This is a genomic window from Vibrio sp. 10N.261.55.F4 (assembly GCF_041470465.1).
Classification (GTDB): Bacteria; Pseudomonadota; Gammaproteobacteria; order Enterobacterales; family Vibrionaceae; genus Vibrio; species Vibrio crassostreae_C.
In genome coordinates this window covers 1-17,876 of sequence record NZ_JBFRMM010000025.1, presented here as the reverse complement: position 1 = coordinate 17,876, position 17,876 = coordinate 1, and the positions used below count along the sequence as shown (strand labels likewise).

The 17,876-nt window shown below is 44.7% G+C and carries 15 protein-coding genes; 10 read left to right on the top strand and 5 right to left on the bottom strand.

Features of this window, described 5'->3' with window-relative positions; genetic code table 11:
• Nucleotides 1-31: 31 nt before the first annotated feature.
• The 7 genes from acnD (at nucleotide 32) to AB4249_RS14030 (ending at nucleotide 9,275) form a co-directional block, all read left to right on the top strand.
• On the top strand, nucleotides 32-2,668 hold the full coding sequence (gene acnD / locus AB4249_RS14060; protein WP_372103671.1) for a Fe/S-dependent 2-methylisocitrate dehydratase AcnD: 2,637 nt from the start codon (nucleotides 32-34) through the stop codon (nucleotides 2,666-2,668).
• A gap of 9 nt (nucleotides 2,669-2,677) precedes the next feature.
• A complete protein-coding gene (prpF, locus tag AB4249_RS14055; RefSeq protein ID WP_372103669.1) occupies nucleotides 2,678-3,850 on the top strand; it encodes a 2-methylaconitate cis-trans isomerase PrpF in 1,173 nt (390 codons plus the stop codon).
• A gap of 118 nt (nucleotides 3,851-3,968) precedes the next feature.
• The gene (locus AB4249_RS14050; RefSeq protein WP_372103666.1) at nucleotides 3,969-5,873 is read left to right on the top strand and encodes a propionyl-CoA synthetase; all 1,905 of its coding nucleotides are present in this window, start codon (nucleotides 3,969-3,971) and stop codon (nucleotides 5,871-5,873) included.
• 147 nt (nucleotides 5,874-6,020) lie between these two features.
• On the top strand, nucleotides 6,021-6,467 hold the full coding sequence (locus AB4249_RS14045; RefSeq protein ID WP_009846621.1) for a hypothetical protein: 447 nt from the start codon (nucleotides 6,021-6,023) through the stop codon (nucleotides 6,465-6,467).
• Nucleotides 6,468-6,705: 238 nt separating this feature from the next.
• A complete protein-coding gene (locus tag AB4249_RS14040) occupies nucleotides 6,706-7,107 on the top strand; it encodes a glycine zipper domain-containing protein (RefSeq protein ID WP_004733606.1) in 402 nt (133 codons plus the stop codon).
• Between the two features lie 203 nt (nucleotides 7,108-7,310).
• Complete coding sequence (locus tag AB4249_RS14035; RefSeq protein ID WP_372103663.1) at nucleotides 7,311-7,790, top strand: N-acetyltransferase family protein; 480 nt, start codon at nucleotides 7,311-7,313, stop codon at nucleotides 7,788-7,790.
• Nucleotides 7,791-7,862: 72 nt separating this feature from the next.
• A complete protein-coding gene (locus AB4249_RS14030; protein ID WP_372103660.1) occupies nucleotides 7,863-9,275 on the top strand; it encodes an NUDIX domain-containing protein in 1,413 nt (470 codons plus the stop codon).
• A 100-nt stretch (nucleotides 9,276-9,375) separates the two neighbouring features.
• Here the strand turns inward: AB4249_RS14030 and AB4249_RS14025 are convergent, their stop codons facing one another.
• A complete protein-coding gene (locus tag AB4249_RS14025; RefSeq protein ID WP_017062301.1) occupies nucleotides 9,376-10,185 on the bottom strand; it encodes a Cof-type HAD-IIB family hydrolase in 810 nt (269 codons plus the stop codon).
• 184 nt (nucleotides 10,186-10,369) lie between these two features.
• Between AB4249_RS14025 and queE the strand changes: the two genes are divergently transcribed.
• Both queE and queC read left to right on the top strand, forming a co-directional pair.
• Nucleotides 10,370-11,038 carry a 7-carboxy-7-deazaguanine synthase QueE gene (queE, locus tag AB4249_RS14020; protein ID WP_372103657.1) on the top strand — a complete coding sequence of 223 codons (669 nt, stop codon included), beginning with the start codon at nucleotides 10,370-10,372 and terminating at the stop codon, nucleotides 11,036-11,038.
• 58 nt (nucleotides 11,039-11,096) lie between these two features.
• Nucleotides 11,097-11,792: a 7-cyano-7-deazaguanine synthase QueC gene (queC, locus tag AB4249_RS14015; protein ID WP_372103655.1), complete on the top strand. Its 696-nt coding sequence runs from the start codon at nucleotides 11,097-11,099 to the stop codon at nucleotides 11,790-11,792.
• Nucleotides 11,793-11,799: 7 nt separating this feature from the next.
• On the opposite strand, the gene AB4249_RS14010 is transcribed toward queC, so the two are convergent.
• The 4 genes from AB4249_RS14010 to AB4249_RS13995 all read right to left on the bottom strand — a co-directional run bounded on the left by AB4249_RS14010 (nucleotide 11,800) and on the right by AB4249_RS13995 (nucleotide 16,353).
• Entirely contained in the window at nucleotides 11,800-13,779 is a 1,980-nt protein-coding gene (locus AB4249_RS14010) for a diguanylate cyclase (RefSeq protein ID WP_372103652.1), read from the bottom strand.
• A 162-nt stretch (nucleotides 13,780-13,941) separates the two neighbouring features.
• On the bottom strand, nucleotides 13,942-14,292 hold the full coding sequence (locus tag AB4249_RS14005; RefSeq protein ID WP_017062305.1) for a DUF2750 domain-containing protein: 351 nt from the start codon (nucleotides 14,290-14,292) through the stop codon (nucleotides 13,942-13,944).
• Between the two features lie 136 nt (nucleotides 14,293-14,428).
• Complete coding sequence (locus AB4249_RS14000; protein ID WP_372103649.1) at nucleotides 14,429-15,046, bottom strand: OmpA family protein; 618 nt, start codon at nucleotides 15,044-15,046, stop codon at nucleotides 14,429-14,431.
• Nucleotides 15,046-16,353, bottom strand: a complete 1,308-nt coding sequence (locus AB4249_RS13995; protein ID WP_017062307.1) for a TolC family outer membrane protein — start codon at nucleotides 16,351-16,353, stop codon at nucleotides 15,046-15,048. Before AB4249_RS13995 ends, AB4249_RS14000 begins: the two co-directional genes overlap by 1 nt.
• A gap of 402 nt (nucleotides 16,354-16,755) precedes the next feature.
• Here AB4249_RS13995 and AB4249_RS13990 point away from each other — a divergent pair.
• A partial coding sequence (locus AB4249_RS13990) for an Ig-like domain-containing protein (protein ID WP_372103646.1) occupies nucleotides 16,756-17,876 on the top strand: 1,121 nt, incomplete at its 3' end.

Here is a 17,876-nt window from a genome sequence, read left to right as displayed (position 1 = left end):
CGAATAGAATCTAACAGATAATGGTGGATGTATGTCTGATGTGAAACTTGAACAAGCTCAGTACCTTGATAAAAACCAGTACCGAAAACTTTTACCCGGTACCCATTTAGAATATTTCGATGCCCGTGAAGCGGTAGAAGCACTATCCCCGGGCGCTTACAAAATCTTGCCTTATACGTCGAGAGTATTGGCAGAGCAATTAGTAAGACGCTGTGATCCTGAAACCCTTGAAGACAGCTTAAAACAGATCATTGAACGTAAGAGCGACCTAGATTTCCCTTGGTATCCTGCGCGCGTAGTGTGTCATGACATTCTAGGTCAAACAGCCCTAGTAGATTTGGCTGGATTAAGAGACGCGATTGCCGACCAAGGCGGAGACCCTGCCAAGGTGAACCCCGTTGTTGAAACCCAACTGATTGTTGATCACTCTCTGGCAGTGGAACACGCAGGCTTTGATAGCGAAGCCTTTGATAAAAACCGCGCGATTGAAGAGCGCAGAAACGAAGACCGTTTTCACTTTATCGAATGGTGTAAAACCGCGTTTAAAAACGTGAGTGTGATTCCTGCGGGGAACGGGATCATGCACCAGATTAACTTGGAGAAAATGTCTCCGGTTATTCAATCCAAAGAAGGTATCGCTTTCCCTGATACCTGTGTTGGTACCGATAGCCATACACCGCACGTTGATGCTCTGGGCGTTATTGCGATTGGTGTAGGTGGTTTGGAAGCTGAGACAGTGATGCTTGGTCGTCCGTCGATGATGCGATTGCCTGATATTGTCGGCGTTAAACTGACGGGTCAACGACAAGAAGGGATAACTGCAACGGATATTGTGCTTGCGATTACTGAGTTCCTTCGCAATGAGAAAGTGGTCTCAAGCTATTTGGAATTCTTCGGTGAAGGGGCACGTGCGCTGACCATTGGTGACCGCGCAACCATCTCCAACATGACGCCAGAGTATGGCGCAACAGCCGGTATGTTTTACATCGATGAGCAGACCATTCAATACCTGAAACTCACTGGTCGAGAGCCTGAGCAGGTTGAACTAGTCGAACGCTACGCCAAGCAAACTGGGTTATGGGCTGACGATCTAGACTCTGCTCAATACGAACGTGTATTAGAGTTTGATTTATCGAAAGTTGAGCGCAATCTAGCAGGGCCATCCAATCCACATCGTCGTTTACCAACCAGCGAACTTGCCAAACAAGGCATCAGCCAAGCTTCTTGGAAAGAGCAACACGCTGAACAATATTCTGATGAACAAATGCCAGATGGTGCGGTGATCATCGCAGCAATTACCTCTTGTACTAACACCAGTAATCCGAGAAACGTGGTCGCCGCAGCATTGGTGGCTAAGAAAGCCAATCAGCTTGGATTAGTTCGTAAACCGTGGGTGAAAACGTCATTTGCTCCAGGTTCTAAAGTTGCCAAGCTCTATCTTGAGTCGGCAGGTTTGCTACCTGAGCTGGAACAATTAGGCTTCGGTATCGTGGGTTATGCGTGTACTACCTGTAACGGAATGAGTGGGGCGTTGGATCCTACAATCCAACAAGAGATCATCGACCGCGACCTGTACTCAACCGCTGTGTTGTCAGGAAATCGAAACTTTGATGGTCGAATCCATCCCTATGCAAAACAAGCGTTTTTAGCCTCACCGCCATTGGTGGTTGCTTACGCGTTGGCTGGCACGATTCGCTTTGATATCGAGAAAGACAGCTTAGGCACCGACAACAATGGTAAGCCAATCTACTTAAGTGATTTATGGCCGAGTGATGCCGAGATCGATGCCGTTGTCGGTGAGCACGTTAAGCCTCAGCAATTCCAACAAATCTACGTGAAAATGTTCCAGCCAGACGAGGAACAGGTGACGACTGAACCGCTTTATGACTGGCGACCTCAAAGTACCTATATTCGCAGACCACCTTATTGGGAAGGGGCTCTTGCGGGAGAACGAAGCCTATCTGGTATGAGACCTTTAGCGATTCTGGGGGACAACATCACCACAGATCACTTATCCCCTTCAAATGCGATTCTCGCTTCGAGCGCGGCGGGGGAATACCTCACCAAAATGGAAGTGCCGGAAGAGGACTTTAACTCTTATGCGACCCATCGAGGTGATCACTTAACCGCGCAACGAGCAACATTCGCCAACCCTAAGCTGTATAACGAAATGGTGAAGGACGTTGGAGAAGTCGTGCAAGGTTCATTGGCAAGAGTTGAACCTGAAGGTCAAGTTACGCGAATGTGGGAAGCGATTGAAACCTACATGAATCGTAAACAACCCTTGATTGTCGTGGCGGGTGCCGATTATGGACAAGGTTCATCACGTGACTGGGCAGCCAAAGGTGTGCGTCTAGCGGGTGTTGAAGTGATTGTTGCTGAAGGGTTTGAACGAATTCACAGAACCAACTTGGTTGGCATGGGCGTGCTGCCTTTGCAATTCAAAGCGGGGACCAATCGCAACACCTTAGAACTGGACGGCACCGAACTTTACGACGTGTACGGTGACATTGAAGCAGGTTCTGATTTGGCTCTAGTCATCACTCGTAAAAACGGTGAAAAGCTTGATGTGCCAGTAACCTGCCGACTAGACACCGCTGACGAAGTGAATGTGTACAGCGCTGGTGGCGTATTGCAACGTTTCGCTAAAGACTTTCTCGCCCAGTAGGAGCTTGTGATGAACACTAAACAGATAAAAGTGCGTGCGACCTATATGCGAGGCGGGACGAGCAAAGGCGTTTTCTTCAACCTAAGTGATTTACCTGAATCAGCTCAAGTTGCTGGAGAGTCGAGAGATAAGTTGTTGCTGAGAGTAATTGGCAGTCCAGATCCTTATGGTAAACAAACCGATGGCATGGGTGGCGCAACATCTAGTACCAGTAAAACTGTTATTGTTTCGAAAAGCAGTAAAGCCGATCACGATGTTGATTACCTATTCGGCCAAGTAGCAATAGACAAGCCGTTCGTTGATTGGAGCGGTAACTGCGGCAATCTGTCTGCTGCAGTGGGCCCATTTGCTATTTATAGTGGCCTAGTCGACTCGAATCGTATTCCAGAAAACGGTGTGGTCGAGGTGCGAGTATGGCAAGTGAACATAGAGAAAACCATTATTGTTCATGTACCTATCGCTGGTGGCGAAGTTCAAGAGTTAGGTGATTTTGAACTCGACGGTGTGACTTTCCCCGCCGCTGAGATCCAAGTTGATTTCCTAGACCCCGCCGATGCGAGCGGCTCTATGTTCCCAACAGGGAATATTGTCGATTTTTTAGATGTTCCAGATCTGGGTTGCATCAAAGCAACATACATTAATGCAGGGATACCCACCATTTTTGTTGATGCTGAATCGGTTGGTTACCAAGGCACTGAACTTCAATCAGATATCAATAGTGATACCAAAGCCTTGGCTCTGTTTGAATCCATACGAGCACATGGTGCAGTAGCGATGGGTCTTATTGATTCTTTAGAACAAGCTGAATCACGTCAACATACACCTAAAGTCGCGTTTGTTGCTAAGCCTCAAGCGTACCAAGCCTCCAGTGGCAAATCGGTTGCTGTCGAAGGTACTGACCTTCTGGTGCGTGCTTTGTCTATGGGACAACTGCATCACGCCATGATGGGTACGGCAGCGGTCGCCATTGCTTCAGCGGCGAGTGTGCCAGGTACGTTAGTGAACTTGGCAGTCGGTGAGGGTTCCCGAGATTTTGTGACCTTTGGTCATCCATCAGGAACCTTAAAAGTGGGTGCTAAAGCTATTCAAACGGAAAGCGGTTGGAAAATAGAACGGGCGATTATGAGTCGTAGTGCCCGAGTGATCATGGAAGGTGCCATTCGTGTGCCTTTTCCCAAGTAAAGCGATTGTCGTGAACGGTTAAATGTTCACGAATACAACGCTGAGAAAAGAGTGCACCCAAGTGACACTGCTAAAAGCTAGTTGCTTGGACAAATGGATAAATCATGGAGGATGCACTATGTCTGCTACGAATCGAATGACTAGAAAAACAGATTACATCACCGAGTATCAATGGGCGAGGGAAGACCCAAATTCGTTTTGGGAAACACAATCACAAGCAATTGATTGGTTTGAGTCACCTAAAACGATATTACAAACTGACGATAACGGAATTGAGCGTTGGTTTCCTGATGGGGTGATGAACACCTGCTGGCTCGCGCTGGATTATCATTGTGAAAATGGGCGAGGTGACAATACCGCACTGATTTACGACTCTCCAGTTACAGGAACTCAATCCTCGTACACTTACAATCAATTGCGTAACCAAGTGGCTAAAGTCGCTGGTATGTTAGCCACGCAAGGCGTTACCAAAGGTGATCGTGTGGTGATCTACATGCCAATGATTCCTGAAGCGGCGATGGCAATGTTGGCCTGTGCACGACTAGGTGCGGTGCATTCGGTGGTGTTTGGTGGTTTTGCCCCTCATGAGCTTGCCGTTCGAATTGAAGATGCCGAGCCCAAGGTGTTGATTACTGCATCCTGCGGTGTCGAGATAAATAAAGTCCTGCCATATAAGCCGATGGTCGATCGCGCGATCATGGACAGCCGATGGAAGCCTGAGAAAGTGGTGGTATTCCAAAGAGAGCAGTCTCTAGCCGAATTGAACAACGAACGTGATGTACTTTGGCAGCAAGCTGTTGAGGATGCTTTGCCTCACGTATGTGTGCCTGTTCTAGCGACTGACCCACTATATATCTTGTATACATCAGGGACGACGGGTAAGCCAAAAGGCGTGGTGCGCGATAATGGCGGCCATGCGGTCGCCATGAAGTATTCGATGAGCACTATTTATGATATGCCACAAGACGGCGTGTTTTGGGCTGCTTCCGACGTTGGCTGGGTGGTTGGGCATTCCTATATTGTTTATGCGCCACTGATTCATGGTTGTACTACGATTCTGTTTGAAGGTAAGCCAGTCAGAACGCCAGACCCAGGCGCATTCTGGCGTGTGTGTGAAGAGTACAAGGTTGATGTGTTGTTTTCCGCGCCAACAGCGTTTAGAGCCATCAAGAAAGAAGATCCCGAAGGCGAGTTACTCACCAAATATGACTTATCATCGCTCAAGTCGATTTTTATGGCGGGAGAGCGCTTAGATCCGCCAACATTAGACTGGGTTGAATCTCATACGAGCAAACCGGTTATCGACCACTGGTGGCAAACGGAAACGGGTTGGGCTATCTCTGCGAATCCTACAGGACTTGAATCTTTGCCTGTAAAAGCGGGTTCTTCAACCAAACCTGTACCGGGTTACCAAGTAGAGATTCTCAATGAGCTAGGTGAAATCGCACAAACGAATCAACAAGGTTTTGTCGCACTCAAACGACCATTGCCACCTGGTTGTTTACCCACGGTATGGCGCAATCATGATCGGTTTGAATCTGGCTATTTGAGTCAGTTCCCGGGCTATTATGTTTCTGGTGACGGTGGTTATCTCGATGAAGACGGTTATCTGTTTATCATGGGGCGTATTGATGATGTGATTAACGTTGCTGGGCATCGATTGTCTACTGGTGAAATGGAAGAGATCGTGGGTGGTCACCCCGCGATTGCTGAATGTGCCGTTGTTGGTATTCACGATGACTTGAAAGGACAACTTCCTTTAGGTCTAGTTGTGTTAAAAGATGGCGTAAAAGTCGATGGCATTGAGTTGCAAAGGGAATTGGTTGGCAAGGTTCGTAATGAGATCGGCGCGGTAGCTTGTTTTAAGCAAGCCTTGGTTGTTGAGAGGTTACCTAAGACACGCTCAGGTAAGATCTTACGTAGAACGATCCGGCAGATCGCAGAAGGTGAACAATATGTGGTGCCTTCAACTATTGACGACCCTACCAGCTTAACTGAAATTGCTGAAAAGCTCGGCAAATAGACGTCGCAGTTTAGGTAATCTCACCTTCGGCTTGTTGATTTATACATAATCCAGCGTGATAGTTTACCTAAACTCTAATTTATTCATCCGCTTATCCATTGCGTTTACTATGACCTCATTATGAATCCCACATATTGAGGTCTTTTTATGCGAGCTTACTTTTTGTTGATTGCTTTACTGGTCAGTGGTGCTGCTAGTGCCAGTATTTCAAAGGATGAAGCGAGTAGGGCGTTGCTAGAGCCATTGAGTCATCCCAAGATATTTAAATGTGTGTCCAAGACTGGCGTCGATCTCTATCAAGCGGTTTTTGATATGGGCGTGGGGTATGAAGCCGACCCGATTAACTCGAAGATGATCGTTAATTCAAGGAAAGGCCGCTACGAATATCAAATCTTAGGCGCGGTAAGATCTGAAAGAGCCGGTGAAATTGTTGTGTTAACTCGTCATGTGGGAGACGGTGTTAAAGTTGCCGCAATGATTGATGACGAAAATGGCAAGATACTGGGGATCGGCGATAAAAATCATTATCGAGATTGCGGTGTTAGGCCACCACCTAGTGCAGAAAATATGCAAAACTTTTGGTCCAAAGGCTAAGAGCGGCATCTGAAAGAGAAGAATTATAGAGAAAGTTCGATTGAGGCGACCTTATTGGTCGCCTTTTTTGTTTGTCAGGCTAAGGCGAGCTCAAAGATATATATCAATAAGCACTTATGCGATGGTTGAATGATACATAACTGAACATGATGTATCGTCTAAACGTGGCTTTATTTATCCCATTAACGGTTCTGCTTAAGATGGCTTTACTCCAAACGAAGAACTAAGCGAGACTCCTATGAAATTCACTAAACCTTTTCTTTTAGCGACACTGATTGTGACTCTTTCTGGTTGCGCATCACCAGCAATGGATAACGAAAATGAGAATGCTGCACGTAATCGTGGTGCTGTGGGTGGTGCTTTATTAGGAGCGACAGCAGGCGCTCTAACTGGAGATGCGAGCTTAGCCGCGAAGGGTGCTGCATTGGGTGGTGTGACCGGTGGTGTTGCTGGTTCAATGAAAGATACGGATGATGCAAGAAACGCACAACGAACCCAAGTTACTGCTGATGGTCTGGCGCAAGACAATCGCACCGATGCAGAAAAGCGAGTTGCTGAAGTAGAGGCTGAAATCAAGCTTATTGAACTAGAACAACAGCTTGCTGATCTCAAAGAAGAGAAAGAGGACAACGGCGCATAAAGCTGAAGCTACAACTAAAGCTAAAGCCTAGATATTCGTTCAATTGAAAATCATTCAAACAGAATGGCCACGTAATGTGGCCGTTTTTGTATCTAAAATACGCACTTCAAACAATGAATTAATTCAATAACTTGTATAGATACTCACGCCAAGTAAACTAGACTCAGTTTAGATATTAATTTGGTTTGAGAAGCGCAATAGTCATGAATGTCACTTTAAGGGCTGCAAAACACACGGATTTGGAACAACTTAACGAGTTAATGTTCGAGCTCCACCATCATCACCACCTTGCTAGCCCAGAGCACTTTAAAACGGCAGAAGAGATTGAGCAGGAAAAAAGCATTGCACGTTACTTGGATGATCCTGAATGCTTGGTTTATGTGGCATTAAAAGGTGAGCTCATTGTTGGCTTTATCTCCGGACATTTTTGTGAGCTTATCTCAACGGTGAGTAAATCGGTGCCGATGGGGAGTGTCGATGAACTGTTTGTCTTGCCTGATTATCGAAAAGAATCGATTGCTGAAAAGTTGTTTAGCAAAGTTGAAGCGACTTTTGATGATTATGGGGTTGAACAAGTCTTTGTAGAGGTTTGGGACTTTAATTCACCTGCCAAGGACTTCTATCAAAAAATGGGGTTCACACCTCACATTCAATGGATGAGGAAGGCTTTGCACAAAACGTAGACAGCGATTTTGTGCGTGTTTGATTACACTAGAGCAGTCTTTAACTTTTTCTCTTATTTTTAGGTAAACTCGTTGGCTATTCGATATTTATTAGTTTTCATATTATCTCTTTTGAGTACTACTTCCGCTTGGGCAAGCAACACTTTGCCCGATCATATTGCGGGCGCCTTGTGTGTAGTACGTGCTGATAACCAAATCGTGTTGGTTGATGAGTTGATTACAGGTCAATTGTCTCTACCGGGAGGCACTGTGGTTTCTGGTGAACCGCCATCGGTCGCGGCGCAACGAGAAACTTGGGAAGAGGCGGGTTTGTCGGTAACGGTCGGTGATGTGCTAGGTTATACCGACAGTGCCGTCGTGTTTGATTGTATTTCTGACTCTGAAGTGATCAGTTACAAGGCTCGAAATGAGTTAGGTGGCTTTGAGCTGCCGATTTGGTTTGCTCCTCATTATGGCGTGGAAGTCAGCCGAGCGATGTTACTTCCTCCTACTGAATTGCAAGATCACCAATACCGCTACCCAGAACAGTGGTCTGAGATTAACGAGCTGTTTTTATCTGCGACAGATCAACCGGTGACGTATGTGACTGAGCTGGTGGGCGCGGCACCCAAAGTCCATCAAGTTGAATTAAATTGGATTGTGTCACTTCAAAACACGTTCGATAAGATGCCAAGCGTATTTGCGAATACTGTGCTTTTGACTGACTTGTTGGCCAAGCCATGGGTCTTCATTGTGATATTGCCGTTAATTGCTTGGTACTTTGGCCGTAACTTCGCGTTGAAGTTTGGCTTCACTTTGATCTCGGTGACACTACTTACTTTAATCGCGCACCAAGGTTTTGGTTTTCCACGTCCACACGCTTACTTGCCAACATTGAAACTGGTGATAAGCAGTGGGTATAGTTTTCCAAGTCTGTTGGCTGCCTTGTGGGTCAGTTTAACCTTGTTAGTCTTTTGGAAACTAAAGCGCCTCTTGGAGCAAAAAGCCATTCTGGTAGTGCTCGCTGGCCTGCTGTGGATCATGCTATTTAAGTCTTATTCAGGTAGTGCGTTTTTTAGTGATGTATTAATGGGTGGCGTATTAGGCGCTTTAACGACGTGGCATATCGTGAGATTAGACGCGAAACCGGATGTTGATATTAGCGCCTTATTGAGTTCTAAAGGTGTTTGGTGGGCATTGTGCTTACTGTCGATTGTTCTGACGGTGATATGGCCACTGCCAACATTCTCATTCTGGGTGGCGATTTTGATGACGATTGCATGCCTAGTGACGTTAACAGACTCGAAACCTTTGGTTGGTCAGTTCTCATTCAAGATCGTTCTTGGAGTGATGGCGATGTTGTTAGCGGGAAATCTGCTGATTAGCTGGGCTGGAAGCTTTGTCTCTTTCAGCGGTATTGCTTCATTTATTGTTGAAACGTTACGTTTCCCAATCTTGATTCTGTTTGGTGTGGTGGCATTTCGTCTGCCATGGAAAAGAGAGTAAGCGACTCGACTAACACAAAATCAAAAAGGCTGTGCAGTGCACAGCCTTTGTCATTTCTGAAACAAGCAAAAAGTAATTCTTATTAGAACCTGTTGAGCGTTTATGAGTTGAAGATAAACTTCTCAATCGCGACCGCTACACCATGGTCGTCGTTGCTAGCTGTGATGTGATCCGCCAGTTTCTTGGTTTCTTCCATTGCGTTTTCCATTGCAATGCCAAGGCCTGCGTATTCAAGCATATGGTGATCGTTTTCAGCATCACCCATGCAGATGACTTCTTCCGCTTTAATGCCTAAGTGTTTCGCTATCGCTTCAATACCGACACCCTTGTTTGATTTCGGGTTTAGGAACTCTAAGAAGAATGGTGCACTTTGTACGATAGTAAACTGAGTCTTAAGCTCTTGTGGCAACTTACCGATGATTTCAGTCAGCTTGCTTGGTTCAGCGACAATCATAGTTTTGATGATTTCGTGGTCATCTTCTAGTTGAGAAAAGTCGAACTCGGTTATATCTAAGCAATTAATACGCGCTTCAATACCAGTGTACTCATTGTTCTCAGGTGTGATTAAGCCGTGGATCTTGCTGAAAGCATGGACATAACCACCAAGCTGTTCAGCGAGGGCAGCAATCTCTTTTGCGGCTTTACCGTTGCTGATCTCACTGTGAATGATCTCTTTTGTCGATACGTTCTGAACCATAGAGCCGTTGTAGAAGAGTACAAAGTCATCTTCGCCGTCAATCGAAAGCTCATCTAATTTGCTTTGCATGCCTTCTAAAGGGCGACCAGAAGCGAGAACTACTTTCACACCTGCAGCTCGTGCTTTGGCGATTGCGTCTTTGTTCTCTTGAGAAATCACTTTTTCACTGTTGAGTAGTGTGCCATCCATATCAAGAGCAATCAGTTTGTACATGTTGTTCCTTACTAAAAAATTAAAAGCTAACGAAATCTATGGGCGAAAGGATAAGGGAACTTGAAAGTTCAGGCTAGGGCTTTGATCAACTCATTTATCAGTACTCATTTGTTTGACCAAAAGGGGGAAGTGCTTTAAGGTCTGCGGTTGATTAATTTCATCAAATGATTGAGCTGAGGGAAAGTTGTACAAGATTAATGAAATGTTTGAAACCATTCAGGGTGAGGGCGTGTTTACTGGCGTTCCCGCTGTTTTTGTTCGTCTGCAAATTTGCCCAGTGGGCTGTTCTTGGTGTGATACCAAGCAGACCTGGGAAGCGTTGCCAGAAGAGGAAACCAGCCTTGGCGATATTATGGTTAAGACAGAAGATTCACCTACTTGGTCAGCAATCGATGCTCAAGGAATCGTGAATGAATATATCAAGCAAGGTTACACTGCTAAGCACATTGTGATTACTGGTGGTGAGCCATGCATTTATGATCTTGTTCCTCTTACTGAAGCGTTTGAGCAGCACGGTTGTCGCTGTCAGATTGAGACTAGCGGAACATCAGAAGTTAAAGCCACACCGGACACTTGGGTTACGGTGTCACCGAAAGTGGCGATGAAAGCGAAACTGGAAATCTTAGATAGCGCCTTGCAACGTGCTAACGAAATTAAGCATCCAGTAGGTACAAGCAAAGACATCGAACAACTTGACGGTTTAGTGGAGCGAGCAGCAGTTCCTAACGACACTGTTATCGCTCTGCAACCAATCAGCCAAAAAGACCGCGCTACTCAGCTTTGTATTGATACCTGCATTGAGCGCAATTGGCGCTTATCAATACAAACTCACAAATATTTGAGCATCGCATAGGTTGTATTTTTACTGGGCAAGATAAGTCGCTAGTAGAAGGTTCTCGTAAGGATTTAAGATGAAAAAAGCAGTGGTAGTATTCAGTGGTGGTCAAGACTCAACAACGTGTCTTGTTCAAGCATTAAAAAAGTATGATGAAGTTCATGCGATTACGTTTGATTATGGTCAGCGCCATAGACTCGAGATTGAAGTTGCTGAGTCATTGTCGAAAGAGCTTGGTGTGAAAGCGCACAAAGTGATGGATGTGACTCTGTTGAATGAACTGGCTATCAGCTCTTTGACTCGTGACGATATTCCTGTGTCTCATGAGCTGCAAGAGAATGGGCTGCCGAATTCATTCGTTCCTGGTCGTAATATTCTATTTCTGACTCTAGCGGGTATTTACGCTTACCAAATCGGTGCTGAAACCGTGATTACAGGTGTGTGTGAAACAGACTTTTCTGGTTACCCTGATTGTCGTAATGACTTTGTGAAGGCGATGAACTCTGCGCTTGTACAAGGTATGGACAAGCCGCTTGATATTAAAACACCGTTAATGTGGCTCAACAAAGCTGAAACATGGGCGTTGGCCGACCAGTACTCAGCACTTGAGCTTGTTCGAAATAAAACACTGACTTGTTACAATGGCATTGTCGGGGATGGTTGTGGCGATTGCCCAGCGTGTGAACTGCGTAAAGTTGGCCTTAACGATTACCTAGGTGATCGTGAAGGTATTATGGCTGAGTTGGTTCGCAAACAGACTGAGAATAAATAACCTCAGGTCAATCAATTGGTTCGTTGTAAGCATCAATGATGCAGTTTCGGCCGTTGCTTTTGGCTTGATAGAGTGCTTGGTCAAGCACTGAATACAAGTCATCAAAGTCACTTAATGCGTTTGAGGTTGCTAGATAAGCAAAACTCGCGGTCACATTAAGTGACTTTTTGCTTTCTGATAAAAAGACAGTGCTTGAAATGGCGTAGTGCAACTCTTCAACGCGTTCTCGTACCTCTGCTGGTGGGGTATCGGTTAACATGATGACAAATTCTTCACCCCCTAAGCGACCAAACAATTCACCATTCACTAAGTGTTTTCTAATTTGATCACTAATATGGACCAGTGCCCGATCACCAGTAGGGTGCCCATGCTCATCATTAATCTTCTTAAACTTATCGAGATCGAGCAGCACGAGCACATGCTGTTTGTCCGTCCCTTTACAGCGTTTCACTCTTTTGATTCTTCGAATTATCTCAGTTCGGCTATATGCTTTCGTTAAGCCATCAATTGCTGCTTTTGCGCGAACCGTTTTGTTTATCAATACCGTGAAGCTTGCAGCGCAAAGCAACAGAATAACAACGATGTTGTACATCCATCTTTGATGTTCCATTTTTTCAATTTGAACACGGTCGAGTTTCGTCTGATGTGTCAGGAAAGAGCTTTCTAGTTCTTGTTCATATTTGGCGTGCGTCAGGCCGAGCGCTTCGAGTGCGAGTCGATTGTCGATATCTCTAGCTTCCATTTGTATTGACGAGTATCGCTGGTAGAAATAGAAAGCTTGTTGGTAATCGCTGAGTGATTGATGAATATCAGAAAGCTGAAGAAGTGACTGCGCGATGTATTTATGCCTTGTGACTTGTTCAGCTAATTCTAGCGCTTGTTGAGCATAGTTGAGTGCTTCCGTTGGCAGTTTCTGTTCTTCGAACATATCGCTGATCGCCAAGTAAGCATTGATGCGAATGACATCATTGCTCAGTTCGCTCGAAGCTGAAAGAGACTCAATTAGGTAGGTTCTCGCCACATCATAGTTTTTCGTTTGAGTGTACGCTTTTCCTAAGCCAAGACTTGTGAGTGCAATACCGTAGCTATGCGACGTTGAGCTCAGCAGTGTTCTTGCTGTCTGAAAGTGGTGAATTGCTAGTTCACTTTGCTCTTGGTTAAGGTAGAGATCCGCAAGGCTGTGATGCACTTGTGCTTTCATTAAATCTGAAGCGTTTACTCTGAGAATGAGAGCTTGCTCTAGATACTCCGCCGATTTTTCATATTGCTTTAATTCTTTGAGCAAGTTACCCACATCGTTGTAAACCCCTGAAATATCATGCCCTTGTGGAAACACGTTTATTAGTGATAGGTAGGTGTCTAGTGCAGCTTGATAGTCACTGCGGAAATGATGATTGTTCGCGATGACTCGATAAGTCCCGAATTTTGGTAATACAGGGTCAGCGATGTCATGTAAATCTGACTGAAGGGCAGAGCAGTAATAGTTCGCTTGATGGTATTTAGCTTGCTCGTTAAGCGATCGGCATAGCTGGTACTTTAGTAAGGCTTTACCAGTTAAATCACTGCGAGATTGCATTTTCGCCAAAAGTGTTAGAAAGCCTTGTTGTGCTTGTTCATATTGGCCTTTGCCGTCTTTCCTCAGAGCAGAAATAAACGCTGTTTCTATCGCTTGGTAGTCATTGTCGTTTGAAGCGATTCCGTAGAACGGCTGATCTCGGTGGCTCATGTATTGATACAGAAGAGACGCAAGGTAAAGCTTATCTCCATAAACCGTTGAGCCGATGTAGCGTGTTTGCAGCATGTTTAATGCGCGCTCAGGAGAGTGGTTTAAAGTAGAGAGATAAAGCGCGTTCCAATCAGCATTTGGAGTAGAGCTTAGATTGGGGGTATAGACTGGTGAATTGTGGTCACGATCTGATGTTGATACTTGGCTATAAGAACAAAAGCTAATGAATAGTAGAAAGGTAACAAAAACGAAGTGATTCACAAGAGACGATCAATCAGATAAAGAACGATATTCTATTATTAGTTTGATGTTGCTTCAAATTTTGAATGGTGCGACTACGTGGTTATGCGAGGTAGGTCTCTAATTTATTGATACTAATCAGAGGTATATCGGTCGCGCGAATCGTGCGACCGATATCGGAAATTAGATGTATAATTTCGCTAGGTCAGAAGGCTCAAGTTCTTTGCCTTCTAATGTTGCATTCCAGTTAGTACCAACAAGAACGCCGTCTTCAGCAAGAGTCAGTAACCAATCTTCTACAAAGATATCTAGTGGAATTTCTAATACTTCGAAGTCAGCCCACTCTTCAACGTTGTGAGTTTGAGCATCTTCTTTTGAAGACCAGAATGGCATCACTTCGCTGTTTTCGAATTCACTTGAGTCACATGCTAGCCAACCTTCTTCGTTGCGAAGGCCCCATACCAGTTTAGTTTCTTGTGTTTCAGAAACGAAAAGTTCTAGATTTGCTTGAGTATCAGCTGTTAGTTTGCTCATGGATTAATTCTCTATGTTGATAACGTGGCAAGATTAACATTATAGACGGCTTAGGTATATGCTATTCAAGGAATTATCACCATACTGAAACGTTAACTTAAGATAACGTTTCAGTATGGAAAAAGCAGAGTAACACCTACTTTTTGATTTTGGTGAAGATGTGCCATTCTTCTTTGATATTACCCTTAAATCCAACAACCGAAGCAATAACTTTTCGATGCAGTGCGTGATTGATTTGAGTGTCATCGCTGCTGAATTCAGAATCGCCATGACCGACGATGTTGACTCTAGATGGCTGAATACCGTTGCTGATTAGCGCACGTCTTACATGCGATGCACGTTCTTTCGAAAGCTTTAGGTTGTGTGCCGCGTTACCAACTTTACTGGCATAACCTTGCAATTCAATGCTGGTGCTCTCGTAGCGCTTCAAAAACGCAGCCATTTGGCGTATCTGCCCTAGAAAGACAGGGTTTATTTCCGTGGAATTATTAGCGAAGAGTATATGCAGCTCTTTCTTTTCCGATGACTCGAAATATGAGCCACAACCGTCATTATCGATCTCGGCACCAATTTGCGTATCGGGACATAAATCTCGCGCGTTGATTACACCGTCATTGTCATCATCTTGAAGATCGTAAATTTGAGTGACAGGCGGAAGAGCGCGATATTCAAATTCGTCCTCGTTGTTTTCAGCTAGAGCATTGGTAGATACAACCATGAAGCAAAGCGATAATACTGTGTTGGTAAGCTTCATTAATATTCCACCTTTTCATTCCATTCTTCTGGGATCTCAACTCGTAAACCGATGAGTAGGTTACCAGTTGCGTTCATTACGCGATATTTTGCGTATTGCTCGTCATACTTAGCATCTAAATAGCCTTTACGAGCTTCGAATAATTCATTCTCGGTGTTGAGCAAGTCGAGAAGGGTACGTTTACCGATGCGGTATTGTTTCTCATATGAGATAACCGTGTCTGATGCCGAGTCTACGTGGTCAGATAGGAATTCTTTTTGCTGAACCGTTAAATCAAGTGCGCTCCATGAAAGACGTAGACTCTCTTCTACATTGCGGTAAGTGCTTTCGCGAAGGTCCTTGGCTTTGTTGAGTTGGTAGGCTGCACTTTCTGTGCGGTCTTGATCCGAACCACCATTGTAAAGGTTGTATCTTAAACGAACCATGGCAGAAAACTCATCGCTGCTGCCTTCTGTACCACCGGCGTCATCACGCCAAGTTTGAGCGGCTTCAAAAGAAACAGTCGGGTAGTTGGTACTCTTAGATTGTTTGTATTGGAACTTCGCTGAGTCAACATCGGCTTGTGCAATCTTAATGACTGGATGCTGGTTAAACGCTTTTGCCAACGCACCATCAACGGTATAAGGAATTGCACCCGCATCTGCGCGAGGGAAAGTTAACCCTAAAGGAGATTGACCAACAAGTCTTTTAAACTGAGTATGCGTATCAAAAAGGTTGTTTTGAGCAGCAAGCAAATTCCCGTGCGCTTTCGCAATACGAGCTTCAACTTGTGACATATCTGCGGTTGAACCAATACCTGATTCCACGCGCTTACGAATATCGTTATATATCTCTTTGTGCGTCGCTAAGTTACTTTCCGAAAGAGAAAGCACTTCATAGGCTTTCACTGCATCAAGATAAACCTTTGTTACTTCTAAAGCGATGTCTTGCGCGTTAGATAGTAGTTGATAGCGCACGGACTCTGCATCAGCCGCAGTACGGTCAATATCATTGGATGTATTAGCGCCATCCCATATTAACTGGGTCAAGGTGATCGTTGCTTCTTTTCTAGTCAGATCGGTAGTGTCTTGGTTGGTTGCTAGATCAGTATGTTCATAACCAATCCCACCATCTAAGTCTATACTTGGTCGATAAGCACCACCAGAAGCGTCGTTAAGATAACGCTTACTGATATATTCGTTATAAGCACTTTTGATTTCAGGGTTGCTTTCTAATGTAAACGCAACGGCTTGCTCTAAGGTTTGTGCTGTTGTCGGCAAACTTAGCGCTATAGCTAACCCTAATGTTGTCGTTTGAATGTAATTCAATTTCCATCTCTCCAAATTGGACTGCATCTAAACCTACGCTTTTTAATGTGCTAGATACGAAATTTAGATGAACCGCCAAAAAAATAACGTTCGCTCGAGAAGCTACCGTAAATGGTTGTAAAGTTGTTAACAGTTTGCTGTGCGTTTTATGATGATTTTGAGAACGTCAATTTTACGTTTTTAGCTCTGTTATTTTTCGCAAACACAATAACTTATATTGATAGTGTGAGCACTTTCATTATTGTGTGATGTGATCAGCGTCATTACCTTGTCACTCGGTATGTTAAATGCACGATTCATAACTAGGAATTATGTGATGTTAAATGTTATATTTCGGCTAATATTATAAATAAGATGTCACAAAGTTGACGTGACAAGCGAAAATGGTTTTTAGGGGTTGATATGGACATTACAGCATTGAATTTGACCGGTGCTCTTGCATTGGGTCAGCGCATTGTTATTTCAGTTGATGGCACGGTTAGAGTACTCGAAGAGGGAGAGCCTCTACAGGCTGGAGATGTAACTCTTGAATCTCAAAATGGACCTAATGAACCTCAGGTATCAGTTAAGCGTTTTTCACCTGAAGACGGTGAAGTTGAACTAGACCAGGATATCGCAAATATTTTTGCCGCATTAGAAGAAGGTGAAGACCCTACTGAGTTAGGAGATGAGTTCGCTACCGCTGCTGGTCAAAATGGTTCAAGCTTGGCAACTAGTGGGACTGTAGAGCGAGACGGTGAAGAAACGATCCCAGCAACCGAATTTATAACAACGGGATTTGAAGCGCTGGGCATGTCGCGAACTCAAAGCCTGAGCCTTCTAGAGCAATTCCGTTTCGCACAACAAGAGCCAATCTTTGTAGACCTTTCTTTTAGCGCGCTTGAAGATGCACTAAGTGCATCTGTTCCAGAAGATACTTTGTTAAGCGGCCAGTTAACTGCGACCGATGCAAATAATGACCTTCTTACCTTCTCAGTTGAATCGGGCCCTTCTAACGGTAGCCTTACCCTAAATGAAGATGGCTCTTGGCAATACACTCCAGATACAAACTATAACGGCCCAGATAGCTTCCAAGTTATCGTGACGGATGAAACTGGTCTGACAGACACGTTAACTGTCACAATTGATGTTACGCCAGTGAATGATGCGCCAGTAGCAGAGCCTAAGGACCGTTCCTTATTAGAGGACCAGGTTATTAGCGGTAGCATCAATGCTACGGATGTAGATCAACCTGTAGGTGAACCACTAGTGTTTACTACGGACACCTTAGTTGAAGGTCTAACTTTAAACGAAGATGGTAGTTATGAATTCGATGCGTCTTCTTATGGTTATCTATCCGAAGGTGAAGAACTAAAGATTGAAGTACCAGTCACAGTAACTGATGACCAAGGTGCAACTGATACAACAACGTTAATTATCACAGTCACCGGCACTAATGACCTTCCAATCGCAAACGCCGACACTAGTGCAGTGGAAGAAAACAGCACAGTAACCGTTGATGTATTGGCTAACGACACCGATTT

Bases quoted from the DNA above. Each gene is read 5' to 3' on its own strand.
- acnD (WP_372103671.1), top strand. From the start codon at position 32: ATGTCTGATGTGAAACTTGAACAAGCTCAGTACCTTGATAAAAACCAG.
- prpF (WP_372103669.1), top strand. From the start codon at position 2,678: ATGAACACTAAACAGATAAAAGTGCGTGCGACCTATATGCGAGGCGGG.
- AB4249_RS14050 (WP_372103666.1), top strand. From the start codon at position 3,969: ATGTCTGCTACGAATCGAATGACTAGAAAAACAGATTACATCACCGAG.
- AB4249_RS14045 (WP_009846621.1), top strand. From the start codon at position 6,021: ATGCGAGCTTACTTTTTGTTGATTGCTTTACTGGTCAGTGGTGCTGCT.
- AB4249_RS14040 (WP_004733606.1), top strand. From the start codon at position 6,706: ATGAAATTCACTAAACCTTTTCTTTTAGCGACACTGATTGTGACTCTT.
- AB4249_RS14035 (WP_372103663.1), top strand. From the start codon at position 7,311: ATGAATGTCACTTTAAGGGCTGCAAAACACACGGATTTGGAACAACTT.
- AB4249_RS14025 (WP_017062301.1), bottom strand. From the start codon at position 10,185: ATGTACAAACTGATTGCTCTTGATATGGATGGCACACTACTCAACAGT.
- queC (WP_372103655.1), top strand. From the start codon at position 11,097: ATGAAAAAAGCAGTGGTAGTATTCAGTGGTGGTCAAGACTCAACAACG.
- AB4249_RS14005 (WP_017062305.1), bottom strand. From the start codon at position 14,292: ATGAGCAAACTAACAGCTGATACTCAAGCAAATCTAGAACTTTTCGTT.
- AB4249_RS14000 (WP_372103649.1), bottom strand. From the start codon at position 15,046: ATGAAGCTTACCAACACAGTATTATCGCTTTGCTTCATGGTTGTATCT.